24 protein-coding genes are annotated in these 24,793 nt (G+C 59.6%); 6 read left to right on the top strand and 18 right to left on the bottom strand.

Annotated elements, in window-relative coordinates:
- Positions 1-123: 123 nt before the first annotated feature.
- Positions 124-1,209, top strand: a complete 1,086-nt coding sequence (locus M0D69_RS25880; RefSeq protein WP_301784716.1) for an IS630-like element ISBmu8 family transposase — start codon at positions 124-126, stop codon at positions 1,207-1,209.
- 230 nt (positions 1,210-1,439) lie between these two features.
- Here the strand turns inward: M0D69_RS25880 and M0D69_RS25885 are convergent, their stop codons facing one another.
- From M0D69_RS25885 to glnT, 4 genes are read right to left on the bottom strand one after another with little or no spacing between them, the layout of a single operon-like run.
- On the bottom strand, positions 1,440-2,798 hold the full coding sequence (locus tag M0D69_RS25885; RefSeq protein WP_301784717.1) for an FMN-binding glutamate synthase family protein: 1,359 nt from the start codon (positions 2,796-2,798) through the stop codon (positions 1,440-1,442).
- A 25-nt stretch (positions 2,799-2,823) separates the two neighbouring features.
- A complete protein-coding gene (locus M0D69_RS25890) occupies positions 2,824-3,513 on the bottom strand; it encodes a protein glxC (protein ID WP_301784718.1) in 690 nt (229 codons plus the stop codon).
- Positions 3,501-4,409 carry a class II glutamine amidotransferase gene (locus M0D69_RS25895; RefSeq protein ID WP_301784719.1) on the bottom strand — a complete coding sequence of 303 codons (909 nt, stop codon included), beginning with the start codon at positions 4,407-4,409 and terminating at the stop codon, positions 3,501-3,503. The genes M0D69_RS25890 and M0D69_RS25895 overlap by 13 nt, the downstream gene beginning before the upstream one ends.
- A gap of 11 nt (positions 4,410-4,420) precedes the next feature.
- Positions 4,421-5,809: a type III glutamate--ammonia ligase gene (glnT, locus tag M0D69_RS25900; RefSeq protein ID WP_301784720.1), complete on the bottom strand. Its 1,389-nt coding sequence runs from the start codon at positions 5,807-5,809 to the stop codon at positions 4,421-4,423.
- A 222-nt stretch (positions 5,810-6,031) separates the two neighbouring features.
- Here glnT and M0D69_RS25905 point away from each other — a divergent pair, with 222 nt between their 5' ends.
- A complete protein-coding gene (locus M0D69_RS25905; protein WP_301784721.1) occupies positions 6,032-6,634 on the top strand; it encodes a helix-turn-helix domain-containing protein in 603 nt (200 codons plus the stop codon).
- Positions 6,635-7,207: 573 nt separating this feature from the next.
- Here the strand turns inward: M0D69_RS25905 and M0D69_RS25910 are convergent.
- Complete coding sequence (locus M0D69_RS25910; RefSeq protein WP_301784722.1) at positions 7,208-8,104, bottom strand: LysR family transcriptional regulator; 897 nt, start codon at positions 8,102-8,104, stop codon at positions 7,208-7,210.
- A gap of 98 nt (positions 8,105-8,202) precedes the next feature.
- On the opposite strand from M0D69_RS25910, the gene M0D69_RS25915 reads away from it, so the two are divergent.
- From M0D69_RS25915 to M0D69_RS25930, 4 genes are all read left to right on the top strand, one after another.
- A complete protein-coding gene (locus M0D69_RS25915) occupies positions 8,203-9,042 on the top strand; it encodes an SDR family oxidoreductase (protein ID WP_301784723.1) in 840 nt (279 codons plus the stop codon).
- Between the two features lie 56 nt (positions 9,043-9,098).
- Positions 9,099-9,572 (top strand): (2Fe-2S)-binding protein, encoded by a 474-nt coding sequence (locus tag M0D69_RS25920; RefSeq protein ID WP_301784724.1) that lies wholly within the window; start codon positions 9,099-9,101, stop codon positions 9,570-9,572.
- A gap of 10 nt (positions 9,573-9,582) precedes the next feature.
- Positions 9,583-11,829 carry a xanthine dehydrogenase family protein molybdopterin-binding subunit gene (locus M0D69_RS25925; protein WP_301784725.1) on the top strand — a complete coding sequence of 749 codons (2,247 nt, stop codon included), beginning with the start codon at positions 9,583-9,585 and terminating at the stop codon, positions 11,827-11,829.
- A gap of 77 nt (positions 11,830-11,906) precedes the next feature.
- A complete protein-coding gene (locus M0D69_RS25930) occupies positions 11,907-12,284 on the top strand; it encodes a c-type cytochrome (RefSeq protein WP_301784726.1) in 378 nt (125 codons plus the stop codon).
- A 210-nt stretch (positions 12,285-12,494) separates the two neighbouring features.
- Here M0D69_RS25930 and M0D69_RS25935 read toward each other — a convergent pair whose 3' ends face one another.
- The 13 genes from M0D69_RS25935 to urtA all read right to left on the bottom strand — a co-directional run bounded on the left by M0D69_RS25935 (position 12,495) and on the right by urtA (position 24,502).
- The gene (locus M0D69_RS25935) at positions 12,495-13,241 is read right to left on the bottom strand and encodes a glucose 1-dehydrogenase (protein WP_301784727.1); all 747 of its coding nucleotides are present in this window, start codon (positions 13,239-13,241) and stop codon (positions 12,495-12,497) included.
- 248 nt (positions 13,242-13,489) lie between these two features.
- Positions 13,490-14,503 (bottom strand): HoxN/HupN/NixA family nickel/cobalt transporter, encoded by a 1,014-nt coding sequence (locus tag M0D69_RS25940; protein ID WP_301784728.1) that lies wholly within the window; start codon positions 14,501-14,503, stop codon positions 13,490-13,492.
- Positions 14,497-15,399, bottom strand: coding sequence for an urease accessory protein UreD (locus M0D69_RS25945; protein WP_301784729.1), 903 nt, complete (start codon positions 15,397-15,399; stop codon positions 14,497-14,499). The genes M0D69_RS25940 and M0D69_RS25945 overlap by 7 nt, the downstream gene beginning before the upstream one ends.
- Positions 15,389-16,066, bottom strand: a complete 678-nt coding sequence (gene ureG, locus M0D69_RS25950) for an urease accessory protein UreG (protein ID WP_301784730.1) — start codon at positions 16,064-16,066, stop codon at positions 15,389-15,391. Before ureG ends, M0D69_RS25945 begins: the two co-directional genes overlap by 11 nt.
- Positions 16,067-16,085: 19 nt before the next feature.
- On the bottom strand, positions 16,086-17,798 hold the full coding sequence (gene ureC, locus M0D69_RS25955; protein ID WP_301784731.1) for an urease subunit alpha: 1,713 nt from the start codon (positions 17,796-17,798) through the stop codon (positions 16,086-16,088).
- Positions 17,799-18,497: an urease subunit beta gene (locus M0D69_RS25960; RefSeq protein ID WP_301784732.1), complete on the bottom strand. Its 699-nt coding sequence runs from the start codon at positions 18,495-18,497 to the stop codon at positions 17,799-17,801.
- Between the two features lie 11 nt (positions 18,498-18,508).
- Positions 18,509-19,123, bottom strand: a complete 615-nt coding sequence (locus M0D69_RS25965; RefSeq protein ID WP_301784733.1) for an urease accessory protein UreF — start codon at positions 19,121-19,123, stop codon at positions 18,509-18,511.
- Between the two features lie 82 nt (positions 19,124-19,205).
- Positions 19,206-19,661 carry an urease accessory protein UreE gene (gene ureE, locus M0D69_RS25970; RefSeq protein WP_301784734.1) on the bottom strand — a complete coding sequence of 152 codons (456 nt, stop codon included), beginning with the start codon at positions 19,659-19,661 and terminating at the stop codon, positions 19,206-19,208.
- 102 nt (positions 19,662-19,763) lie between these two features.
- Complete coding sequence (gene urtE, locus M0D69_RS25975; protein ID WP_301784735.1) at positions 19,764-20,453, bottom strand: urea ABC transporter ATP-binding subunit UrtE; 690 nt, start codon at positions 20,451-20,453, stop codon at positions 19,764-19,766.
- A 2-nt stretch (positions 20,454-20,455) separates the two neighbouring features.
- The gene (urtD, locus tag M0D69_RS25980; protein WP_301784736.1) at positions 20,456-21,193 is read right to left on the bottom strand and encodes an urea ABC transporter ATP-binding protein UrtD; all 738 of its coding nucleotides are present in this window, start codon (positions 21,191-21,193) and stop codon (positions 20,456-20,458) included.
- Positions 21,190-22,335: an urea ABC transporter permease subunit UrtC gene (urtC, locus tag M0D69_RS25985; RefSeq protein WP_301784737.1), complete on the bottom strand. Its 1,146-nt coding sequence runs from the start codon at positions 22,333-22,335 to the stop codon at positions 21,190-21,192. Before urtC ends, urtD begins: the two co-directional genes overlap by 4 nt.
- A 2-nt stretch (positions 22,336-22,337) precedes the next feature.
- Entirely contained in the window at positions 22,338-23,240 is a 903-nt protein-coding gene (urtB, locus tag M0D69_RS25990; protein ID WP_301784738.1) for an urea ABC transporter permease subunit UrtB, read from the bottom strand.
- Between the two features lie 71 nt (positions 23,241-23,311).
- On the bottom strand, positions 23,312-24,502 hold the full coding sequence (gene urtA / locus M0D69_RS25995; protein ID WP_301784739.1) for an urea ABC transporter substrate-binding protein: 1,191 nt from the start codon (positions 24,500-24,502) through the stop codon (positions 23,312-23,314).
- Positions 24,503-24,793: the final 291 nt, after the last annotated feature.

The following is a 24,793-nucleotide window of genomic DNA, read 5'->3' on the forward strand; positions in this document are numbered from 1 at the left end:
TTCAGTCTGGCGAGCACCGTGCTATCAGGTGCCAAAAACTGGGCCTGCACGCTAGTGTAGTGCGTCACAAATAATGCAACTTAATCGCGATTTACGAGTCTCCTTGATACGGAGGGAGAACTCATGCGAATCGCGGCGAAAGTTGAGCTAAGTGAAGCACAGCGCAAACAGTTAAAGACGTGGGCTACTGGCCGAACGATTCCGGTTCGACTGGCTGAGCGCGCCAAGATGATTTTGCTTGCAGCGCAGGGCAAGACAGACAAAGAGATCGGTGCGGACCTGGCTATCTGGCGAGGCACAGTAGCACGCTGGCGCGCTCGCTTTATAGCTGACGGTGTGACGGGGATCGAGCGCGATGAGACACGACCCGGGCGCAAGCCGAAGATCGCCGCGCGCAAGGTCAAGACCGTTGTGGCACTGACGACGCAGCAGCGTCCGGATAACGCGACGCATTGGAGCACACGCAGCATGGCAGCGGTGGCCGGCATAAGTGAGGCGAGCGTGCGGCGCATCTGGCAGGCGCATGGCCTCAAGCCGCATCGGTTAGAGAGCTTCAAGGTATCGAACGACAAGCACTTTGCCGAGAAGCTCGAGGACATCGTCGGGCTGTATCTCGATCCCCCGGAGCACGCCTTGGTCCTGTGCTGCGATGAGAAGTGTCAGATCCAGGCGCTTGATCGGACCCAGCCGGGCTTGCCGCTCAAGCGAGGTCGCGCTCAAACGATGACGCACGATTACAAGCGCCATGGTGTGACGACGCTGTTTGCCGCGATGAACACGCTCGATGGCAGTGTCATTGGCCAGTGCCAGACTAAACATCGTCACCAGGAGTGGCTGAGCTTCTTGCGCAAGATCGATCGCAACACGCCCAAGGACCGCGAGCTGCATTTGATCGCTGACAACTATGCAACCCATAAGCATCCCGAAGTACAGGCATGGATTGCCAAGCACCCGCGATTCCACATGCATTTCACGCCCACCAGTGCCTCTTGGCTCAACATGGTCGAACGCTTCTTTCGTGACTTATCAGTGAACCAGTTGCGACGTGCGGCGTTCCGCTCGGTACCCGAATTGGTCAGCACAATCGAACAGTACGTGCAGAAGCACAATCGTCATCCGAAACCATTCATCTGGACAGCAAAAGCCTCCGACATCCTCGCGAAAGTCACGCGTGCCAGGGCCAAACTGAATAAGATGCAATCTGTTTGACGCAGACCACTAGGGACACTAACTCGCCCTTGGTTGGAAAGCGCTTTCTTTGCTTCGTTTCTTTGTCGCTTTCCCCGACAAAGAAATGAAGTGCCGCCACGCACAGTGGCTAATGGTGATAAAGAGAACATCCAACATATAACGACCGCGGGCCTAAGCAGCAGCAACCCAGCCCCCTGACCACCGCCCCCGCCCAACCAGAACCCCGAGTGCGAACGAAAAAACCCTGCTCAGGTCAAACCCGGAATCCACGAAGTACCCGCCAGCGGCACACGCGCCATGGCGGCTGCTTCGACCGTAAGGGCAACCAGATCCTCTGGCTCCAAATGATGAACATTCTGCTTGCCGCAAGCCCGTGCAATCGTCGTCAGTTCCATGTTCAGCGTCTTCAGGTAATTACGCACCCGGCGCGACCCTTCTTCTGGCTGCACGCGCTGTTCCAGCAACGTATCCTGGGTCGTGACACCGACCGGGCATTTGCCCGTATGACAGTGATGGCAAAAACCCGCCGATGTTCCCAGCGCCGCATAATCGGCCGCGGCCGAATGCAAACCACCGTTCTGGTAATACGTATCGCTGTTGCATCCAAGCGCCATCAACATGCCTTGCCCAATCGCCACCGCATCAGCACCCATCGCCAAGGCCTTCGCAATGTCAGCACCCGTGCGAATCCCGCCCGACACGATCAACTGCACCTGCCCCTTCATGTTCAGGTCCTCAAGCGCGTCCACCGCCTGACGAACAGCCGCCAGTGTCGGGATGCCGACGTTCTCGATAAAACATGTCTGTGTCGCGGCCGTCCCGCCCTGCATGCCGTCGATCACGACTACATCGGCGCCGGCATGAACGGCAAGCTTCACGTCGTTGAACGTACGCGTTGCACCGACCTTCACATAAATCGGCGTCTCCCAATCCGTGATCTCGCGCAGTTCCTGGATCTTGATCGCGAGATCGTCAGGACCGGTCCAGTCAGGATGACGGCTCGCCGAACGCTGGTCGATACCGGCCGGCAGCGTTCGCATCGCGGCAACGCGCGGGTTGACCTTCTGCCCTAGCAACATGCCGCCGCCGCCCGGCTTCGCACCCTGCCCGATCACCACTTCGATCGCATCGGCACGGCGCACGTCGTCGGGATTCCAGCCATAACGCGACGGCAAACACTGATACACCAGCGTCTTCGACGAGCGCCGTTCCTCCTGCGTCATGCCGCCATCGCCGGTCGTGGTCGACGTTCCCGCCGCAGTCGCAGCCTGCCCGAGCGCTTCCTTCACATTCGCCGACAACGCACCGAAGCTCATCCCGGCAATGGTGATCGGGATATCCAGAACGATAGGCTTCTTCGCAAAGCGCGTGCCGAGCACGGTCTTCGTCACGCATTTCTCGCGATAGCCTTCAAGCGGATAACGCGAGAGCGACGCCCCGAGAAACAGCAGGTCGTCGAAATGCGGCACCTTACGCTTGGCGCCAAGGCCGCGAATTTCATACAGGCCGCGCTGTGCCGCGGTGTGGATATAGTCGATCGTGCTGCGGTCATAACCTGCTGATTCTTCTTGCTGCAGGCGGGCGAAATGAACCGGTTTGGCTTCCATGGGGACCTTCTCAGAAGAACGGATGTCAATATTCCTGGTTCGCGTCGGCGTTCCAGTGGTAGAGGGTGCGCGCCGAAGCAATGCGTTTGAACGACATCGGATCGTGACTCAGTCCCGCGGCTTTCAGCAGGTCGCGAACGGCCGATACATCGGCGTCGGTCATCTCTTCATACTGTGCGTCGGCGCCCAGCGACTTCACCGAACCGCGTACATACAGCACGGCTTCGTAGAGAGAGTCTCCAAGGGCGTCCCCCGCGTCGCCGCAGATCACCATGCGCCCCGCCTGCGCCATGAAGGCCGAGAAGCTGCCAACCGAACCGCCGACCACGATATCGCCGCCCTTGAGCGAGATGCCGCAGCGCAGGCCGGCGTCGCCGTCGATCACGAGCAGGCCGCCATGCGCCGATGCCCCCGCGCCATTCGACGCGAAACCCTTCACGTGAACCTTGCCACTCATCATGTTCTCCGCAACGCCGGTGCCCGCGCTGCCTTCCACGATGATCGTCGCGTGTTTGTTCATGCCACCCGCGTAATAACCGGCATGTCCGTCGATCAGGATCTGCACCGGCGCGTCCACGCCGACCGCCAGATTGTGCGCGCCGTTGGGCGACACCACAGTCACCTGCCGGCCTTCGAGCGTCTCAGGCGCGCCGTGAAGAAACTGGTTGACCTCGCGGACCGACGCTTTCTCCAGATCAAAGATCACGCTTTCCATACATACATCTCCTCGGGTGCAGGTTCAAACACTTTGGCATGCTTGATATCGGGCAAGTGCGCAAGCGACCGGAATTCCGATGCGATCGCGACGTAGTCGTCGGTCTCGGCCACCACTGCCGGCTTGCACGCAAAGGGATCGCGAATCAACGCAAGTTCCGTCGATGTGCCCATCAGGAAGGTGTAGAAACCGTCGAGTTCCTCGAAGCCTTTTTGCAGCGCTACCGGCAATTCGTCGCCTTCGCGCAGCCGCCATTCGAGAAAACGGCAGGCGGCTTCGGTGTCGTTGTCGGTGTCGAAGTGAATGCCTTGCGGTTCGAGCATGCGGCGCACGCCGTAGGGATTCGACAGCGAGCCGTTGTGCACCAGGCAAAAATCCTCGCCGGCCGTGAACGGATGCGCGCGATCGGGCGTCACCGCCGACTCGGTCGCCATGCGCGTATGGCCGACGAGATGCGAGCCCTTCAGGTTCGCGAAGTCGTAGCGCGCGGCCACCTGCGCCGGCGTGCCAATGTCCTTGTACAGATCGATGGAACGTCCAGTGGAAAGCAGATACACCTTCGGATGCGTGGCCCGCAACCAGGTCTTCACGACTTCCGGGTCACCCTGCAAGGTCAGGATCGCGTGATTGCCTTGCGGTTCCACTTGCGCGTCCACATTCATGGCGCCGTTCAACGCGGCTGTCAGCCCGTTCCAGTCGAAGCGATCGCCCTCGGGCGTGAAACCCGAATACAGGTTCAGTTTTCGCTTGGCCGCATCCAGTTGCTGGCCGAACACCGCGAGGCCGGCCGAATCGGGGCCGCGCTCGGTCATGCCGATCAGCATCGGCACCATCAATGCTCCAAGCCGCTCGCGCAGTGCCGGTGTCTTCACCAGCAAACCTACGATTCCGCACATCTTGTCTCTCCTCAGAAAAATTCCAGATAGCTCTTCATTTCCCAATCCGACACATGCCGCATGTATTCGAGCCACTCCATGCGCTTGAGCTTGAGGAATTCATCGGCGACGGGACCGAGTGCATCGCAGATCAACCGGTCGCTTTCGAGCGCGTTGAGCGCATGTTCGAGGTTCTGCGGCAACACGCCGATGCCATGCTCCTGCAACTTGGCCGGCGACCACTCGTAGAGGTTTTCATTGGCCGGAGCGCCGGGCGACAACTCGCGGTCGACGCCGTCGAGACCTGCCGCGATCACCGCAGCCGTCGCCAGATACGGATTGCACGCGCCATCGGGAAGACGTAGTTCGATGCGCTCGCCCGGCACGCGAACCATGGTCGAGCGGTTGTTATCGCCGTAGCTGATGTATGCGGGTGCCCAGGTCGCGCCTGTCAGTGAACGGCCGACCACGAGTCGTTTGTACGAGTTCACGGTCGGGTTGCACAACGCGGTGAGCGCCGGGGCATGAGCCAGCAAACCAGCCGTGAAGTGATACGCAAGCTTCGATAAGCCCATGCCCGACGGATCGCTTTTGTCGGAGAACAGATTGCTCTCGCCATCGCCGATCGACATGTGCATGTGCATGCCGTTGCCGGGCCGGTTCGCGAACGGCTTCGGCATGAACGAGCAGATCAGGCCCATCTCGTTCGCTATCTCCGACGCCGCCATCTTGAAGAACACATAGTGATCGCAAGAGGTCAGGCAATCCGTGTACGTGTAGTTGATCTCGAACTGGCCATTCGCGTCTTCATGATCGATCTGATAGACGTCGATTCCGGCCGCGCGCATCGACTCGGTGAGCTTTTCCAGGAACGCGCGTGTCCTCGACAAACCCTTGTAGTCGTAGCAGGGTTTGGCCAGCGTATCGCTGGCATCGCACGGTTCGATAACGCCGGTCACCGACCGCTTGAGCAGCGAGAACTCCGGTTCAAGCCCGGTAAACAAGGTCCATTTGCGCTCCGTCAGGCGCGCCACCTGCTTTTTCAACGTCACGCGCGCGTCATAGGCCCACGGTTCGCCTTTGACATGCCCCTCGCAGACGATACGCGCCGTGCCGCTTTGCCAGGGCACGGTGGTGAGCGTGGAAAGATCGCCGACGGCCATGAAGTCGGGCCCGTTCGGCTCGATGCCCACACCCCAGATCGCGAAACCCGCGAACCCGGCGCCCGCTGTAAGGATGCTGTTCAGGTGCGCGACCGGCACCGACTTGGCCTTAGCCACGCCATGAATATCGACGAATTGCGCCAGCACGTATTTCACGCCTTGTTGCACCAGCCAGCTCTGCGCGTCCTGCGCGGATTCGAAGCGCGGCACGGTGCCAAGCTCCGTTGCCGGCGCGTTGCGGCTATCGTTCAGGTTCATCGTGACTCCTTGCACCGTCTGTCGTTGGTTGAAAAAGCCATGCTCCTGTTACATGGCCCGATTACGACCCACTCGAAAGTCACCCACCCCGGCGCTCCGCAAGCAAGTTCGCAGTATGTGCATGAATTTATTGATATGCAACAATAATTCATGACATGAAACTTTTGACGCGTACCACCTTCAACCGATCTGCTAACCTGCCGTTTTCTCATGAGGCGCGCAATGCAAACCGAGGACGACCGCAAGAATCCGCTCGAACATTATCTTGGCGCGACCATCCGCGAGCTTCGCCTGCGCCATGGTTTGACCATTGCCCAGGTTTGCGAACAGGCCGGCATCAGTCGCGGCATGCTGTCGAAGATCGAAAATGCCCAGACCTCGACCGGGCTCGACGTGCTCAGCCGGATCGCCCAGGCCCTCGGCGTGTCGATGTCGACCCTGTTTCGCAACTACGACGTCCCCGACGGCAGCGCCCAGTTCGTCAAGAAAGGGGCTGGCATGGAGGTTGTCCGCAAGGGAACAAAACGCGGCCATACCTATCACCTGCTTGCATATGACCAAGGTCCCAGAAAAATCTTCGAACCGTTTCTCATCACGATGGACGATGAAGCTGAACGCTTCCCGATCTTCGAGCACCCCGGCACCGAGTTCATTCATATGCTGAAAGGCGTGATCGAATACAGGCACGGCCAGCAAACCTATGTGCTGCATCCCGGCGACACCCTCACGTTCCAGGGCGACGTTCCGCACGGTCCGGAAAAGCTCATCAAGATGCCCATCCAGTTCCTGTCGATCATCCTGTACCCGCCGACTGCAGCCGAATGAAGGCTTCAAACGATCTTCGGCATATCAATGCAACGATCGTGCCACGTTTCCCGTAGAGAACTAAAAGTTCATGACAGGAAACCTTTTGGAGGGCATGGGAGATTGCTTCTTTGGCGCTAGCAGGATCACAACCGCCTTACGGCGGTGCGCTGTTTGCCTTGGTTGGTGCGTCGACGCACGCTATCGGGTAGGCCGCTTATAAAGTTCATCACAACCGCTTATACAAAGCGCGGAGTGAACCCCAATGTCGTTCAGCCAAGATTTACTTGAAAAAAAACCGCGCGCAACAATGAGCGCTGCTTTTTACATTTTTGGCGCGAAGGGTGCGGATTCCACGACGTGCTTCTGGTGTCGACGACTACCTGACGCAGCAGACTGGCATGTTTGCATACGCGGGACGTGAATATGCGCGACGGACAATGAACGATCGCTGGAAATAAAACAGTGCACGCTTGGAGCCGCCCTCTACCATCGCCTAGAACGGATGCTCGACGTTCGCCCGCACGCTTGTCCCGAGTTGCCGGGCTTGCTCCGGCAGCAGCGCCCACTTGTGATCTCACATGGGTGGTTCACTCAAGGCGTGCGACGCTTGATGTACTCAATCAGCGCCTTCAATTTCGACGGCTGATCGTGCCTGCTGGGGTAGTACAGGTGAAAGGCAGAAAACGTCGGCGAAAACGAGTCCAACACCCGCTTCAGTCGCCTCGCCCGGATATGGGGCAGTGCCAACTGCTCGAAGGTGTAAGCCAATCCGACGCCTTCGAGCGCGGCTTCGACGCTGAATAGCGTGTCGCTGATGGTCAGATTGCCCGTGATCTCATACTCAAGCATTCGGCCATCTACCTGGAATTCCCATTTATAGATCGCACCTGTGGCAGCAAAGCGGAGGCGCACGCAGTTGTGGCGCACGAGTTCATCCGGATGGAGGGGAGCAGGAACGCGCCGCAGGTATTCCGGGGAAGCAACCACCGCGACGGAGAGCGGTCCGCCGAGGGGCACGGCCACCATGTCCCGGTCGACGCTCTCACCAAAGCGGACTCCGGCGTCAAAACCTCGCTCGACGATGTCGACGAAGCCTTCATCGTTGGTCAGCTCGATCTGAACATGGGGATGCTCCCGGAGGAAGCCGGCCAATATCGGTTGCAAGGCCAAGGCGGTGGAGATCCTCGCGGCATTCAGGCGCAACGTGCCGGCGGGCTGTCCCTGGAGGACATTCAGCTCCTCCCCTGCCGCGATGACCTGGCCAAGGGCAGGACCGATCCGCGCGAGGTAGGCCTCGCCGGCTTCGGTCAGGCTGACGCTTCGCGTCGTCCGATTCAACAGACGCACTCCCAACCGAGTCTCCAGCTGCCGGATGGCCTGGCTCATGGCAGAAGGTGAGACCTCCAATTCCGCGGCAGCCGCAGAGAATCCGCGATGCTGTGCCACCTTCCAGAACGCCATCAATCCGTCGAGTTGCGTTAGCTTCATACCTTGAAGCTTACCTTCATAAAGTATGCGGTGATAGGCCCTTTTTATTTTTAACGCCCGTCCTTACAGTTCACCTCACTACTTACACGGAGTGCGCCATGAGCAAAGTCTGGTTCATCACAGGAGCTGGCAGCGGGATCGGCGCCAACGCTGCCAAAGCTGCGCTGGCGGCCGGCGACCGCGTCGTCGCCACAGCCAGGAACATACCGAAACTGCGCAATGCTTTAGGCGACGCCACGCACGACAACCTGGCGCTCCTGCAACTGGACGTCTCTGACGAGGCGCAAGCAACTACCGCCATCGAGCAGGCGGTCAACAGGTTCGGCCGGATCGACGTGGTCTTGAACAATGCCGGCTACAGCCTGCTGGGCAATTATGAGGAATTGGAAACGCAGGATATTCAACGCCTGTTCGCGACCAACTTCTGGGGCGTAAGCAACGTGATGCGGGCGGCGCTGCCGGTCATGCGCAAGCAGCGCTCCGGGCACATCATCAACATCAGCTCCGTGGCAGGCGCCGTCGGCATGATGCACTGCGGCGCCTACAGCGCGAGCAAGTTCGCCGTGGAGGGCTTGTCGCTTGCCGTGGCCGAGGAAGTCGGGAAGTTCGGGATCAAGGTCACGGTGGTGGAGCCGGGATTCTTCCGCACGGACCTGCTGGACGTGGCCAACGTCAGGTGGCCGAACACGCGTATCGACGATTACGCTGCGGCCGAGGTCAGCGCCCAAGAGATGTGGTCTCCCTACGCCGGCAAGCAGCCGGGCGATCCTGAGAAGCTCGGCCAAGTCCTCGTGAAGCTCGCCGATATGGAGATCCCGCCGCGGATGTTCGTGGCAGGGAGCGACGCAATCGCCGCGGTTGCGCCGGTTGTTGAGGCTCGACTGAAGGCCGTGTATGCCCTCGAGGAACTTTCCAAGTCGACCGACGGCAGCTTCTGATCACGACCCCGACGGCTCTTCCGATCCTTGATTCCCCGACCTGCGGAGAACTGAACATGAGCGCGCTGAACGTCAACGGCCGTGAGCACACAATCGACGCCGACCCCGGCACCCCCGTCCTCTGGGTCCTGCGCGACATGCTGGGCATGACCGGCACCAAATTCGGCTGCGGAGCTGCGCTGTGCGGCGCCTGCACCGTGCATCTGGATGGCCAGGCCATCCGCTCCTGCGTCACGCCCATCTCTGCCGCCGAGGGCAAGAAGATCACCACCATAGAAGCCGTCACGGACGGCAGCGACCGGGTCGGCGCCGCTGTGCATAAAGCCTGGGTCAAGCACGACGTGCCGCAGTGCGGCTACTGCCAGAGCGGCCAGATCATGAGCGCTACCGCCTTCCTCAAATCGCAGCCCCGCGGCAAGCAACCCAGTGCTGCCGAGATCGACTCGGCCATGGCGGGCAACATCTGCCGCTGTGGCACCTACGCCCGTATCCGCGCCGCGGTAGCCGATGCCGCCAAAGCCCTCGCCTGAAGGAGCTGCCATGTTGCCCAATGTCGACTACAGCGAAATGCCGCGCGCTCTGCAGTACATGCTGGCCCGGGGCCAAACCGACGAACCCGCCACGATGCCTCGTCGCAGCTTCCTGAAGCTGGCCGGTGTCGCCGGGCTCGCCCTCGGTGCATTTCCCTACCTGGCAACGGCACAGACAAACGGTGCCGGCCAGGCGGCCAGCGCGCTCAAGCCAACGCAACAGCCGTCGGCCTTCGTGCAGATTGCATCCAACGGTGAGGTCATGGTTACCGTCAACCGGCTGGAGTTCGGCCAGGGCGTGCAGACTGCGTTGCCGATGATTCTGGCCGAGGAGCTGGACGCGGACTGGAGTCTCGTGCGCAGCCAGCACGGCTCGAACGACGCTGCCTACGTCGACCCGCTCTTCGGCATTCACCTCACCGGCGGTTCCCATTCAGTCAAGAACAGCTTCACGCAGTACCGCGAGCTCGGCGCACGCGCCAGAGCCATGCTGCTGGGTACCGCTGCAGCGCGCTGGAACGTGGACGTGACGACCCTGCACACGCAGGCTGGCACGGTGCTCGGCCCCGGTGGCCGCAAGCTGGGTTACGGCGAGCTGGCCGAAGCTGCGATGGCCCTTCCCGTACCCGAGAAGGTCACGCTGAAAGATCCCAAGGATTTCCGCCTCATCGGCCGCCCCACTGCGCGCCTCGACGCGCGTGCCAAGAGCAGCGGGCGGCAGAACTTCGGTATCGACGTTCACCTGCCCGGTCAGTTGACGGCCGTGGTGGCGCGTCCGCCGGTGTTCGGCGCCCGCCTGGCCTCGGTGGACGACAGCGCGGCGCGCGCCGTCAAGGGCGTGAAGACTGTGCTGCGCGTGCCGCTGGATCGCGGCGCCGAAGGCGTGGCCGTGGTTGCCGACGGCTACTGGCCGGCGAAGCAAGGACGCGACGCGCTGAAGTTACAGTGGGACACAGCCGCCGTCGAGAAGCTGGACAGCGAACGGCAACTGGTCGAATACCGCGAACTGGCCGGCCGCCCCGGCCCGCGCCAGTTCGACGCCGACATGGCGCCACTGACCACGGCACCCCGGCAACTGGAAGCCGAGTTCGTATTCCCCTACCTGGCACACGCGGCGATGGAGCCGCTCAACTGCACCGTTGCGCTCGGCGACGGGCGCGCCGAGCTGTGGACCGGCTCCCAGTGCCCCGGCCTGGATGGTGCCGCGGCCGCGCGCGTGCTAGGTATCAAGCCCGAGCAGGTGGTGGTGCATGTGCAGATGACGGGCGGCGGCTTCGGCCGGCGGTTCTCGAGCGGTAGCGACTTCGTGGTCGAGGCCTGCGAGATCGCCAAGGCTGCTCGTACCGCTGGCTTGAATGCGCCGGTGCGCACGCTCTGGAGCCGCGAGGACGACATGCGGGGCGGCTACTACCGTCCGATGCACTTGCACCGCGCACGCATCGGCTTTGATGAGCGTGGCAAGGTGCTGGCTTGGGACCACGTCATCGTCGGCCAGTCGATCACTACAGGTTCCGTGTTCGAACAGTTCCAGGTGAAGAACGGTATCGACGCTACTACGACGGAGGGCATGCGCGATCCCTACCCGCTGCCGATGCGGCTGACCGTGCATCACCCTAAGCCGAATGTGCCGGTGCTGTGGTGGCGTAGCGTGGGTTCGACCCACACCGGCTTCGTGATGGAGACGTTGATCGACGAGATCGCCCGCAGCACGAAGCAGGATCCGGTGGCCTACCGGATGCAGCTCTTCGGCGACAAGCACGCGCGCCATCGCGCCGCGCTGCAGCTGGCGGTGGACAAGAGCGGCTACGGCAAGCAGTCTTTGCCCGCCGGCCGCGCCTGGGGCGTGGCAGTGCACGAGTCCTTCGAATCCGTGGTGGCCTACGTAGTGGAAGCGTCGGTGCAGGACGGCAAGCCTGTGCTGCACCGCGTGACCGCCGGGGTGCACTGCAACCTGGCGGTCAACCCGCGCACCGTGGAAGCGCAGGTGCAGGGTGCGGCGGTCATGGGTCTGTCGATGTGTCTGCCGGGTGCCGCCATCACATTTAAGGATGGCGAAGTGCAGCAGAGCAACTTCGGCAACTTCGCCGTGGCACGCATGACCGACATGCCGGAGTTCGAGGTTCACATCGTGCCCAGCGCCGAGCCGCCGACGGGCATGGGCGAGCCTGGCCTGCCGCCGCTGGCCCCCGCCTTCGCGAACGCGATCACGCATTTGACCGGCAAGCCGCTGCGCCAACTGCCCTTCAGCCTGGTGTAGGTGAGCATGAAGGCCGCGGGCGCACGGCCTTCGGCAGTGTCTGCCGAAGCCGCAATTCCATAGAGGATGAAACAGACATGACCGGAGATTGGAAACAGCGCCCCAGCGCTGAGCGCATCACAGCCAGCCAGCGCTCCTTGGTGGCCTCTCTCGTTGTAGCGCTGGGTATCTGCGTGAGTGTCGCCTGGCCGGCCCGCGTAGTGGCCAGCCAGGCGTTGGCACAGAAGTACGGATGCGTCGGATGCCACCAAGCCACGGCTAAAGTAGTTGGTCCATCTTGGAAGGATATCGGGGCAAGGTACGGCGAGGGAAAAGTAACTGCCGCACAGTTGGCCGCGAGTATCAAGGACGGCGGCTCAGGAAAGTGGGGCACGATACCCATGCCGCCGCAAACCTCGATCCCCGATGCCGATCTGCAGTCGCTTGCGCGATGGGTGCTCGACGGCGCCAAGTGACGGCGTAAGAAAGCATCGCCTCCGGTCCTTCGGGCTAGCCGATGGCGCACTGCACGGGGTTGTTGAGCGGTTAGTCTGGGTGGTTAATATCTTTTAACACTACCGATAAATCCGCTCAACAGCACACAAGCCAGCTTTTGGAGTCTACGACGCCAAAACCGCCCGGCGGGACCACTGCGGGTCCACGCCGGGCAGAATCATCCGTCCAGATCAGCGCATGCCGCCACTCGCGACAACGTGTTCGCCCGTCATCCAGCGCGCGTCGTCCGACGCAAGAAACACTGCAATCGACGCGATGTCATCCGGCTGGCCCACCCGGCCAAGCGGCGTCTGGCTGAGCGCCCACGCTTCAAGGTCAGACCCGATTATCCCTGCGCTCTCAGTACCCTCGGTCACCACTACGCCGGGATTGATTGAGTTCACGCGAATTTTCCTCGGCCCGAGTTCGCGCGCGAGCACGCCGGTGATCGCATCGACCGCGCCTTTCGTGCCGCTATAGACAGCACTTGCCGGCGGCGTAATGCTGCTGACGACCGAACTGACATTGATAATGCTTGCTCCCTCGCCGAGATGGCGCACGGCGGCCTGCGTGGTGAGCAGCACGCCTAATACGTTGGTATTGAACTGTTTGTGGAAGTGTTCTTCGGTGATCTCTTCGATAGGCGAGAACTCGTAGACTCCTGAATTGTTGACGAGGACGTCGAGGCGCCCAAACGTTTCGATGGCCGCGTTGACAATGCCTTGCGCGTCCGCCGCCTTCGAAACATCGCCGCCAACAGCAACTGCCTTACCGTCGGCCGCGATAATCGCTGCGACAACGGCATCGGCGCCGGCCTTGCTGCTTGCATAGTTGACCACCACCGAAGCGCCCTCTGCTGCGAGTGCCTTGGCAATCGCGGCGCCAATACCCTTGGACGCACCCGTGACGACGGCTACCTTACCTGCGAGTTTGCTCATGATCGTTTCCTTGAAGAGATTGGGTACCGTGGAAAATGACTGGCTGTTTCTGGAACCAATCGGCTTGCGTTGGTGCAAATGTAGACATCTCTTCAGCCGCGATAAAGCGGCGGAAAACGAATTGACTGGCGGGATTTGGCGAACAATCGAAGGACAGCCGTTGTACAGGACGTCCGCTATGCCCGGCGCGGAGTTTGAAAGGAGAATTAAAGGAAATCGGTCCGTGCTGCTGTTTTCTCAACGTGCTTTCACTTGTAGACCGCCGCGGAAATGGCCCAACTGAGCACAAAAACGCCGACGATTACATAACCAACGGTCCCGAAGTTGTCATTCAAATTACCGATTGCACTCCAGAATACGCCGTGTAATTGCCACCTCTCCGCCAAGAGCCCAAGGCCCTCGATACTGCCTACGAAGAAAGCAACGACCACTGACAGTGTCGTGATCGTCATGTTGTAGTAGAGCTTGCGGATTGGTTTGGTGAACGCCCACCCGTACGCGCCTAACATCAGGATGCTGTCGGTCGTGTCGACCAAGGTCATACCCGCCGTGAACAGGACGGGAAAAACCAGGATCGACCAGATCGGCATCCCCCGTGTCGCTCCCGCCGCCGACATTCCCAGCAGTCCGACTTCCGTCGCGGTATCAAAACCAAGGCCGAATAGAAATCCGAGAAAGTACATGTGCGAGCTTTTAGTCACTAGCCCGAAGAGCGGTTTGAAAATACGCGCAAGAAATCCCCGATCTCCCGTGAGCCTGTTGATCTCGTCTTCTGCGCAAGGCTCTCCCCTGCGCACACGCTGAAACGCCCGGGCTATCGATCGGAGAACGAACAGGTTCATCGTGGCGATGGCAAAGAGGAACAGTGTGGAAACGATCGTCCCGATCAGGCCGCCAATTTCCTTCAACCCCGCCAATCGCCCCTCCAAAGCCATTGCCGTCGCCGCTATGCCAACTGATGCCAGTACAACGATTGTTGAATGACCGAGCGCGAACATCAAGCCGATGCTGATCGGGCGCTTGCCGGTCTGCATCAGCTTACGTGTCACGTTGTCGATCGCGGCGATATGGTCGGCATCCACGGCATGCCGGAGGCCGAAAGAATAGGCGAGCAAGCTGGTTCCCAATAGCAAGGGATAGTCGTGAAATGCAATGAACGCCCAAAGCCACGCTCCCAGATTGAACGCTAGCAATGCCGCATAAAGAACAGCTATTCTGAGGCGCAGCGGGCCGCTTTCTCCCAAGGCTTCCAGCTTCAACATGTCTTCTCCTGAGCAAGTTCACGGCTTGATTTATTGAGCGATGGCAGGTTCGCCCCGCCGACGTTTTGACGCGCCGCGCTCAAGGCCAGGCGCAGGGTCTTTTGCAGCGATTGGCCATCGTGGGCAAGGACACGCGCGAAGGCACCGCAACTACCGGGTAGTTCGGCGGCGCCTGCGTACACCATCGAATAATCGAGACCTTCGTTCTGAAAGACGCGATTCATGCTTCGGGCGATTGCGTCCGCATCACCATCGAGAGTCAATACCAGCAATCCACCATGCGAGCGCCACGGTTGAGCGATTCCACCGAGCCCCAGCCTGCCCGTCAATTGGCCCTCTATCGTGAATCGGTCCCGTGCGCGAAGCCGGCCTTCCGAGTCCCGGATCGTGAGACACGTTTCAAGGTGGCCGAAGGCTGTTTCGCGGCCGCCTGGATCGTGAGACAGGTAAGCATCGAGCACGAACACGACAGCGCCGGGATGCAGCATCACGTCGATTGCACTGGAAAAAACAGCGTGCGGGAACAGGATGACCGGCTGCGGCACATAATCAAAACGAGCGTGGCGGTGTGCCTCGATATACACGTTTGAAGTGGCTCGACCTGCTGTCATCGTATGCACGATGGTCGCGGCGGCCGTCGTGACCTGAACTGCCGAATACGCGCCTGTTTCGAATCGTTGGTGCAGGCGATCGTTCTCGAATATTCCCCCCGACGAGGACTGGACGATAACGCTCGCTTGGGGACAAGCCGGTTCTTCACATTGGAGCAATCGGCCCACGTGAAACGGATAGCCTGCGCGCTGCTTCGACAGGTACGTTTCACCCGTTGGACTCGCGTCAAAGCGCAGGTCGAGTTGTGCCGTATCTTCAAGGGAACAACGGGATTCAATGAACATCGAACAGGACTTTCTCAATGATCTCGTCGACCACGGCGTCAACGCCGTCCCCTGTCGCGCAATTTGTCAACGTCACCGCCCGTTGGTTTCGCACCTCTCTTGCTTCCGCCACCATCCGCTCCAGGTTCACGCCAACATACTGTGCGAGATCAAACTTGTTGATGACCAGCAGATCGCATGAGATGACTCCCAGCCCTCGTTTGCGAGGGATGTCGTCACCTGCCGCAACGTCGATGACGAAGAGCCAGTAGTCCACCAGATCCAGGGAGAACGAAGAGGCCAGATTGTCGCCGCCGGATTCGATCAGGACTAGCTGAAGTCCCGCATAACGCTCGTCGAGCGAATCGGCAGCCTGCAAATTCAAGGTTGGATCTTCCCGGATGGCCGTGTGCGGGCAAGCGCCGGTTTCGACAGCCAGCACCCGCTCCGGATCGATCAAGCCGCTGCGCCTGACTCGTTCGGCGTCCTCGCGGGTGACAAGGTCGTTGGTGATGACCGCCAGGTCAACGCCACGTGCCGCAAAGCGCGGGATGAGTTGCTCTAGCAGGCGCGTCTTGCCTGAACCCACGGGCCCACCGATCCCGACACGCGCAGCCCGAGCTACTCCCAGCGATGGCTCTGCAACGGTCACTGAATCGAGGGCCAAAGAATGCGAAACGAAACCCATAGCGAACTTCTCCTCTGGTTTAACGCAACATGTATCGACGGCTCAAAGGCACTTCACGCGCAGGGTCGCAGCGAATGACCTGACCGTCGATCAGTACATCGAATGTCTGTGGATTGACGCTTATTGCGGGGCACGCGTCGTTGTGCAGCATGTCACGCTTGGTCAGCTTGCGAGTCCCGCGAGACGCGACGAGCTTCCGGGAAAGCCCAAGCCGCGCGGCAAGCGCGGATTCAATCGCCAGCGGATTGACGAAGTTGACCGCGAGCGTTGCGGGCGCCCGGCCGAACGCGCCCCACTGCGGCCGCAACGCAAGCGGTTCGCACGTCATGAGGGATGCAGCGGAGTCGCCCATGACGCCCCAGGCGATGAAACCGCCCTTGACCACGACCTCAGGTTTGACGCCAAAGAACGCCGGCCGCCACAAGACGATGTCCGCTAACTTACCGTCCTCAAGAGAGCCGACAGTATCGGCAATTCCGAAGGTCCGCGCTGCGTTGATCGTGTACTTGGCGATATAGCGTTTGATCCGCTCATTGTCGCCGCGGGCGGACTTCTCTTCCGATAAGCGTCCGCGTTGATCTTTCATTTTCGAGGCAAGCTGCCACGTCCGCGAAATCACTTCATTGATGCGTCCCATTCCCTGGCTATCCGATCCCAGCATCGAAATCGCGCCCATGTCGTGAAGGACGTCTTCGGCTGATATGGTCTGCGCGCGGATTCGGGACTCTGCAAATGCGACATCCTCCGGAACGGCCGGGTTGAGGTGATGGCACACCATGATCATGTCCAGGTGCTCGTCGAACGTATTCACCGTGAACGGGTTGGTCGGGTTCGTTGATGAGGGAAGGCAATTCATCCGGCCAGCCACCGCGATAATGTCAGGCGCGTGGCCGCCGCCTGCGCCTTCCGTGTGATACATGTGGATGGTCCGATCCTTCATGGCAGCGACCGTGTCCTCCAGGAATCCCGATTCGTTGAGGGTGTCGGTATGAAGCTGTACCTGGAAATCGTAGTCATCGGCCACCGACAAACAGGTGTCGATCACCGACGGCGTCGCACCCCAGTCCTCGTGAATTTTCAGACCCAGACAACCACCGCGCAGTTGATCCACAAGCGAGCCGGGTTTGCTGGAATTCCCCCGGCCCAGAAAGCCGAAGTTGATCGGCCATTGCTCGGAAGCTTCCATCATTCGCCCGGCGTTCCAGGAACCGCCGCAGTCGATGCCAACCGTGATCGGACCCAGCGATCCACCGATAAGGGTGGTCAATCCCGACGAAATCGCGTGCTCGCAAAGCTGGGCGGAATCGAAATGTACGTGGACGTCGATACCGCCGGGCGTTGCGATCAAACCCTCGGCGTCCTTGACGGTGGTCGCGACGCCGCAGATCAGGCGGGGATGCACACCGTCCATGGTCTGAGGGTTTCCTGCCTTGCCGATGGCGACAATCCGGCCACCCTTGATACCGATATCGCCTTTAATGACCCCAAGCACCGGATCGATAATCATTGCATTGCAGATCAGCATGTCGAGCGCGCCGTCCGCGCTGTCGTGGCCTGACATCAGCCCCATGCCGTCACGCAAGGTCTTGCCGCCGCCATGCAGGCATTCATCGCCGGGAACCGCGTAGTCATGCTCGATTTCAGCCAGCAGCGACGTGTCGCCAAGACGGACCGCGTCACCGGTCGTCGGGCCGAACATCTCCGCATAAGCCTTTCGCGTCATTGTGACCATTTATGCTCCTTGAAAGCCGTTCGTTCTTGCACGTTCAATCGCGGCTTTGCGAACGTCCGGGTCCGATATCGAACCGGCGGTCAGGCCATTCATGCCGAAAATTTCCTGCGTCCCGCCGAACGCCACGAGATTCACTTCTTTCTCGTCGCCTGGTTCGAACCTGACTGCGGTCCCGGCCGGAATGTCCAACCGCATGCCGAACGCCGCCTGTCGATCGAACCGGAGTGCCTTGTTCGCCTCGAAGAAATGAAAGTGACTTCCTATCTGGATCGGCCGGTCACCCGTATTCACCGCCTTCACAACCGCCGTCTGCCGGCTCACGTTGAGCTCGATATTCCCGTCCGCCGCCAGGATCTCCCCGGGTACCACGGTGTCCACCGGCAGTCCAAGCTTGCCCGGCCGAATCGGTTGATGAATGGTCACCAGTTTTGTTCCGTCAGGAAATGACCCTTCAACCTGCAGCATGGGCAGCATCTCCGCCACGCCGGGCAAGACATCGTCCTGGGTCAGCAAGGTCGACCCGAAGGCGATGAGGTCAGCAACCGTCCGCCCCTCCCTTGCGCCTTCCAATATCTCGTCGGCGATGATGGCGACCGCTTCAGGATGATTAAGCTGAAGCCCCTTGTGCCGATGGCGCCGGGCCAGCTCGGCCGCCGTGTACAAGGTGAGGCGCTCGTACTCTGTCGGTGTCAAAAGCATGGTGTATCTCTCTAGTTGGCAAACATCCGGGCATCGACCGCGGCGCCGCGTATTGACGCGATGTCAGCGGCAAATGTCGCGGAGGACAGGTCCGACAAGGCCGGGGGCGGACGGTCCAATACATCGGCGATCGGCTGTCTGAGTCGTGACAGAATGCGTTGCGCGTCCAGGTGCCCGACGATCCCGAGCCTGACCGCAGCGCTGACCGCGCCGGTACATGTCGTATGTGCAGACATCGCGCGAGCCTCGAGTTTGCCGATGCCAAAGCTGCGCCACAGGAGTCCCTGAACGGCCGCGAGGTGCCCAGGAGAAACCCCGGTCGTAATCTCTTGCAGCAACTGACTGGCGGTTTGTGAGCCAAGGCGCGCGTGCACATCGGACAGGGTTCTGCCGAGCCGCCGGGAGCCGGTTCGCAAAGCAAGCGGCAGCGTCATGGCTTCCGCGTAAGCATCTGCCTCGCGCCACGCTTCACGAGACTCGAACGCGTCCCAACTGGCGCAAACGATGCCCTGGTCGAAAGTCGCCCACCGCGTCAGTGCCTGCGATTCGACAAAAGCCGCCAGCGTAGTTGCATTCGCTACGAGCCGATCGCGAAGAAGTCCTTCCAGTCCCCACGAAAACGCCATGGATCCGCTAGGGAAAAACGTGTCTGCGTGCTGTAACGATGCCAGCAAACCCGTCGTTTTTTGCCCCGCGGTTGATGGTGGCTCAAGCACGATCAGGGTCGGCAACCACCGCCCGGCCGGACTCGATGAACGGGTGCAAACGCGCCAGATAGTCATCGATGGCACCCTTCAGGGCGATCTTTAAAACCTGTCCGTCGAACTGAACCTTCCAGTGCATGTTTCCGGAAAAATATCCGAGCTCCAGCGCCGCGCTGATATCTCGCGGGACAAGCCTCAGCCACGCGGTATTCTTCGTGCGCACGATCAGCGCATAGTCGGAACTGAGTCCCAGGACCGCACCGTCAAACAGTTGCGCATCGCGGTCAAGCGCAACGCCGCATTCGTCGCCGCCATCGGTTGTCACACGGAGGCGGCGCCGCTGGATGTCGTCGGCATTGAGGGTCAGGTAATCAACGCGACCGTGGTGTTCGAGGTTGTGAACGAGATCGGAAATTCGAGGCTCGGCAGCACTTCCGACAATGGAGGTGTACACGTTCATGGATCGGCTCCTATTCCTTACTGAAAGGCAATTTTTGATTTATTAGTTTCACTAACTTAATGGCATGCCATCGTCTTTTTATAAAAATTGACAACGTCTCTTCTAGATAGTCAGGAAGCGCATAATTCGCTCGGCATCCACATTCTCGCGCCGGTCTGCATGAACGAAGCGGCCCTTCTCAATGATCAGGAACCGGTCGGCAATTTCAAGCGTGAAAGTAAGGATCTGCTCGGAGACAATCAGTGCGAAATCACGCTCCTTCTTCAACTTGTTCAGCGCCCGCGCGATGTCTTTAATGATCGACGGTTGTATCCCTTCTGTCGGTTCATCGAGTATCAATACCTTGGGGTTGGAAACCAGTGCGCGCGCTATCGCAAGCTGTTGCTGCTGCCCACCCGAGAGGTTGCCCCCACGGCGATTGCGCATCTCCCACAAGACCGGAAAAGATTCGAAGATATATTCCTGAATCACGGGCTCACTGATCCGGTCCATTCCGCTGAGGATGTTTTCCTCGACACTCAGATACGGAAATATCATGCGGCCTTGCGGCACGTAACCAAACCCTGCCGCTACCCGCTCGTAGCTCTTGAGTCGGGCGAGGTTTTTCTCGCCAAGCAGGATCTCACCGCTGCGAACCGGGATCATCCCGATGAGCGACTTGAGAAGAGTCGTTTTCCCCATGCCGTTGCGCCCCATCACGGCTACCGTCTCTCCAGCCGAAAGATCGAAGTTGAGGTCGTGCAGTACCTGACTCTCGCCATAGAAAACGTTGAGTCCCTTGATCGATAACATGTCTAGTGCCCCAGATAAACTTCGATCACCCTCGGATCGCTTTGGACTTTCTCCATTGATCCTTCGGCAAGCGTCTTGCCCTGGTGGAGGACCGTCACCTTGTCGGCAATGGCTTTGACGAACTCCATGTCATGTTCGATCACGACCAACGACCGGCCCTTGGCAATCTCGCGCAGCAGCGCGCCCGTTTGCTCGCGCTCCTTGGCGCTCATCCCTGCCACCGGCTCATCGAGAAGCAGCAGTTCAGGATCCTGCATCAGCAGCATGCCGATCTCGAGCCACTGCTTCTGTCCGTGCGAAAGCAAGGCCGCTTTCCGGTCGAGTTGATCGCCAAGAAAAATCAACGCGGCGATCCGATCGATCTCATCCTGAACGACATCGTCGCGGCGAAAAAACAGGCAGCCGAATACACCGCGCTTATGCGGGTACGAAATCTCGAGATTCTCGGCAACGGACAGGTCTTCATAGACCATCGGATTCTGGAATTTTCGCCCGACGCCGGCACGGGTAATCTGATACTCAAGCAGGCGTTCGAGATGCAAACCATTGAACTTGATCGTTCCGTGCGTTGGTTTGGTCTTGCCGCAGATCATGTCGAGGAGCGTTGTTTTTCCCGCACCGTTCGGCCCAATCACCACATGCAACTCGTTTTGCTCAACGTAGAAGTTAAGGTCGCTGACCGCCTTGAAGCCATCGAATGAAACCGTCAGGTCTTCAACGGACAAGATCATCTGGCTCATTTTGCGGCTCCCTGCCGCTCACGCAGCCATTCGATGACACCCGCAAGACCTTTCGGCAAGAACATGGGAACGAAGATAAACAAGGCACCAATCAGGTACAGCCAGAATCCCACGAAGTGCTCTGACAGGAAGCTTTTTGCGGCACCCACCAACACCGTTCCATAGACGGCTCCGACCAAAGAGAGGCGTCCGCCGACTGCCGCATAGATGACCATTTCAATAGACGGCACAATACCGCTGACCGACGGCGAGGCAAAGCCGACCTGGAGCGTGAACATCGCTCCGCCAATTGCCGAGAACAACGCAGCGACGGCGAAAATAAAGCCTTTGAACAACGCCGGGTCATAACCGGAGAACCGAATCCGGTCTTCGCGATCGCGAATGGCGATCAGCACGTTCCCCAGGCGGCTTTTCAGAATGAACCGGCCAACCAGGATCGCGCAAAGCAGCAGACACGCGGTGACGTAATACATCACGTAGCTTGCTGTATCGGATTGAACGCTGTAGCCCATGAAAGTCGGCAGGTTCGTGATCCCGTTGATGCCGCCCGTGACGCCCTGCTGTCCGATAATGACAATGGACATGATGGATGCAAGCGCCATGGTCACGATCGAGAAATAGACGCCGCCAACACGTTTGCGGAAATTCGCGTACGCGACGATAAACGCGAGCAAGGTCGGCAACACGATGATGGCGGGAATAGCAAACCACGCGTGCTGAAATGGCGTCCACCACCACGGCAGTTTGTCGATGCTGTTCCATGTCATGAAGTCAGGCACGGGGGGGCCGCCCGACCCGAAGACGGCAGCAGCCGGGTCGTTGGATGTTGCCTCGAGCTTCATGTACATCGCCATCATGTAGCTGCCGAGTCCAAAGAATATCCCTTGCCCGAGGCTCAGGATTCCGCCATACCCCCAGGTCAGAACGAGGCCGACCGCACAGAATGCGAAGCTCAGATATTTGGCAAAGAGGCCCAGACGAAAGGCGCCGCATACAGCAGGGACGGCCACGAGTATCAACAGAGCCAGCAAGACCAATGAGTACCGTTCGAGCAGCGCTGTCGCCCGCACTGCGCCGCTGATCGACGGCGCCGAATACGGCAGCCGTTCTTTTCCCTGGGAAACAACCGGAAGGTCTTTCATGATTACCGCCGAACCTTAATGGCAAAGAGCCCGTTAGGTCTGAAATAAAGCGCAACAATGACCAGCATGAGGATGGCCGCTTTTGCCATTGAACCGCTCAACGCTATCTCGAACATTGACTGCAATTCGCCAATCGAAAAAGCCGAGAGGAAAGTGCCAACCAGGCTTTCGACGCCGCCGAATACGACCACGATGAACGTGTCCACGATGTACTGCTGCCCCGTGGCTGGGCCCGTTGACGCAATCATGGTGAGCGCGCTTCCCGCGATTCCGGCCAGTCCGCATCCCACGGCAAACGTAACGGCGTCCACTCGCTCGGTGTTGATGCCGGCAGCGCCCGCCATGGCGCGGTTTTGCATGACGGATCGAATTCGCAGCCCCCACCGGCTCCTGAATAGAAACAGGTAGACAAACAAGGCCACAGCAAATGTCAGTCCGATAATGAAAATGCGGCTTAACGGAATGGCGATGCCGGGCGTGACGTTCCACGCGCCCTGCAGCCAGGATACGGTCGGTACGCTTACATCGATAGGGCCGAAGATCTGCCGGAAAAGCTGCTGAAACACCAGTGAAAGACCCCACGTCGCCAACATCGTGTCGAGCGGGCGCTTATACAAAAAGCGGATCATGACGCGTTCCAGCACGAACCCGACCGCGCTCGTCACTGCGAACGCGACCACAATGCCGACGAAGAAATAAGCACCGGTCATGGATGGCAGAAAACGAGTGAACACGATCGATGTCAGATACGTCATGTAGGCACCAAGCGCCATCAGCTCGCCGTGCGCCATGTTGATGACACCCATCAGGCCGAAAACGATCGCCAGTCCGATGGACATCAATGCAAGCACGGTGAATAACGACAGGCCGTTAAAGACCTGCGTGACGAAGGTATCGAAAGACATTGAAGTCCCTTCTGGACAGGTTGTGTCGCGCTGCAACCCGTCCTCAGTGAGTTAGAGCAAATCAGCGTGAATCAAAGCTTGGGAAACGGATTCGGCTCGATCAGCGGCGACTCATACAGGATATTCACCTGCCCGTCGGGCTTGAATTCACCGATGCGCGCATGCTTCCAGAGATGGTGGTTGCTAGCGTGGAACTTGATCGCGCCCTCCGGGGCATCCCAGGCAAGATTCGACGAAGCGGCGACCACCTTCTCCACGTCGAAGCTCTTCGCTTTCTCAGCCGCGAGCTTCCACATGTAGACGGATAAGTACCCCGCTTCCATGGTGTCGCCGACAACACGGTCCTGCCCATATTTGGCCTTGAACGCAGCAACGAATTTCTTGTTCTGCGGGTTCTCCACGCTCTGGAAATAACCCATGCAGGACAGTACGCCCGTGATGTTTTCGCGGCCAATTCCAATGGCCTCTTCTTCGGTCACGGCCAGCGCCATGATTGCCTGATTCTTGCCCGTGATGCCCACCGAATTCAGTTGCTTGAAGAAAGCGACATTCGACCCGCCGACGATTGTCGACAGGATGACATCCGGCTTCGCGGCCTTGATCTTGTTGATGACCGATGAAAACTCGACCGTGCCCAATGGAAAGTAGTCCTCGCCGACGACCGACCCGCCCGCTTTCGCGATCGTTGGATGGGCGATCCGGTTGGTCGTGCGCGGCCAGATGTAGTCCGAACCAACGAGATAGAACTTCTTGCCCTTGTTCTTGGCAAGCCAGTTGACTGCCGGAATCACCGACTGTGTGGCTTCCTGGCCCGTGTACATGATGTTCTTCGACATCTCGAGGCCTTCATAGTAAGTCGGGTAATACAGCAAGCCCTTGTAGCGCTCGAACACGGGCAACACAGCCTTGCGCGAGGCCGACGTGTAACAACCAAACACGGTGGAGACCTTATCCCCCTCAAGAAGCTTTTGCGCTTTCTCAGCGAAGGTAGGCCAGTCGCTCGCGCCGTCCTCCACCACCGCTTGAATCGGACGCCCCATCACGCCGCCTGCCGCATTGATCTCATCGATGGCGAGCTTCTCTGCATCGACCACATGTGCTTCGGCAATCGCAACGGTACCTGTCAGCGAGTGCAGGATGCCCACCTTCACCGGTTCGGCTGCATTGACCGAGGGCACCCGCAAGAGCATCGATCCTGGCAGTGCGGTGGCCGCGGTAGTAGCAAGTGCAGTCTTCAGAAAGCCGCGTCTGGTTTTTTTCATAATGCCCTTCCAAAAAATTGAGGACAAAAAAAAAGCCCGCACCCAAGTTTCCTTGAGGTTGCGGGCTTTTTTGGCCGGTGTTGTTTAAGACGTCTTTGTCTCTAACAACGAAAGTGGGTACGATTCAGGTGTGGGGTTCACGACGCCATTCCCTGACCATGCTTAAGCAATGCAAGAGGTATGCCAAACGGCTTGCAATGACGCAGGCTCGAAGCACGGATCCCTGCCCGGTAACGCGCGCGCAGAGATCGCACTGAATGCGCAGACCTCGAGCAATGCAATTCTTTGTCA

This window comes from Caballeronia sp. SEWSISQ10-4 2, assembly GCF_030464885.1.
In the GTDB taxonomy this organism is placed as follows: domain Bacteria; phylum Pseudomonadota; class Gammaproteobacteria; order Burkholderiales; family Burkholderiaceae; genus Caballeronia.

Bases quoted from the DNA above. Each gene is read 5' to 3' on its own strand.
- M0D69_RS25935 (WP_301784727.1), bottom strand. From the start codon at position 13,241: ATGAGCAAACTCGCAGGTAAGGTAGCCGTCGTCACGGGTGCGTCCAAG.
- M0D69_RS25880 (WP_301784716.1), top strand. From the start codon at position 124: ATGCGAATCGCGGCGAAAGTTGAGCTAAGTGAAGCACAGCGCAAACAG.
- glnT (WP_301784720.1), bottom strand. From the start codon at position 5,809: ATGAACCTGAACGATAGCCGCAACGCGCCGGCAACGGAGCTTGGCACC.
- M0D69_RS25905 (WP_301784721.1), top strand. From the start codon at position 6,032: ATGCAAACCGAGGACGACCGCAAGAATCCGCTCGAACATTATCTTGGC.
- M0D69_RS25960 (WP_301784732.1), bottom strand. From the start codon at position 18,497: ATGCTTTTGACACCGACAGAGTACGAGCGCCTCACCTTGTACACGGCG.
- M0D69_RS25915 (WP_301784723.1), top strand. From the start codon at position 8,203: ATGAGCAAAGTCTGGTTCATCACAGGAGCTGGCAGCGGGATCGGCGCC.
- M0D69_RS25895 (WP_301784719.1), bottom strand. From the start codon at position 4,409: ATGTGCGGAATCGTAGGTTTGCTGGTGAAGACACCGGCACTGCGCGAG.
- M0D69_RS25940 (WP_301784728.1), bottom strand. From the start codon at position 14,503: ATGTTGAAGCTGGAAGCCTTGGGAGAAAGCGGCCCGCTGCGCCTCAGA.
- urtD (WP_301784736.1), bottom strand. From the start codon at position 21,193: ATGAGCCAGATGATCTTGTCCGTTGAAGACCTGACGGTTTCATTCGAT.
- urtA (WP_301784739.1), bottom strand. From the start codon at position 24,502: ATGAAAAAAACCAGACGCGGCTTTCTGAAGACTGCACTTGCTACTACC.
- urtE (WP_301784735.1), bottom strand. From the start codon at position 20,453: ATGTTATCGATCAAGGGACTCAACGTTTTCTATGGCGAGAGTCAGGTA.
- M0D69_RS25890 (WP_301784718.1), bottom strand. From the start codon at position 3,513: ATGGAAAGCGTGATCTTTGATCTGGAGAAAGCGTCGGTCCGCGAGGTC.
- ureC (WP_301784731.1), bottom strand. From the start codon at position 17,798: ATGGTCACAATGACGCGAAAGGCTTATGCGGAGATGTTCGGCCCGACG.
- ureG (WP_301784730.1), bottom strand. From the start codon at position 16,066: ATGGGTTTCGTTTCGCATTCTTTGGCCCTCGATTCAGTGACCGTTGCA.
- ureE (WP_301784734.1), bottom strand. From the start codon at position 19,661: ATGAACGTGTACACCTCCATTGTCGGAAGTGCTGCCGAGCCTCGAATT.
- urtC (WP_301784737.1), bottom strand. From the start codon at position 22,335: ATGAAAGACCTTCCGGTTGTTTCCCAGGGAAAAGAACGGCTGCCGTAT.
- M0D69_RS25945 (WP_301784729.1), bottom strand. From the start codon at position 15,399: ATGTTCATTGAATCCCGTTGTTCCCTTGAAGATACGGCACAACTCGAC.
- M0D69_RS25885 (WP_301784717.1), bottom strand. From the start codon at position 2,798: ATGGAAGCCAAACCGGTTCATTTCGCCCGCCTGCAGCAAGAAGAATCA.
- M0D69_RS25930 (WP_301784726.1), top strand. From the start codon at position 11,907: ATGACCGGAGATTGGAAACAGCGCCCCAGCGCTGAGCGCATCACAGCC.
- urtB (WP_301784738.1), bottom strand. From the start codon at position 23,240: ATGTCTTTCGATACCTTCGTCACGCAGGTCTTTAACGGCCTGTCGTTA.
- M0D69_RS25910 (WP_301784722.1), bottom strand. From the start codon at position 8,104: ATGAAGCTAACGCAACTCGACGGATTGATGGCGTTCTGGAAGGTGGCA.
- M0D69_RS25965 (WP_301784733.1), bottom strand. From the start codon at position 19,123: ATGGCGTTTTCGTGGGGACTGGAAGGACTTCTTCGCGATCGGCTCGTA.
- M0D69_RS25920 (WP_301784724.1), top strand. From the start codon at position 9,099: ATGAGCGCGCTGAACGTCAACGGCCGTGAGCACACAATCGACGCCGAC.
- M0D69_RS25925 (WP_301784725.1), top strand. From the start codon at position 9,583: ATGTTGCCCAATGTCGACTACAGCGAAATGCCGCGCGCTCTGCAGTAC.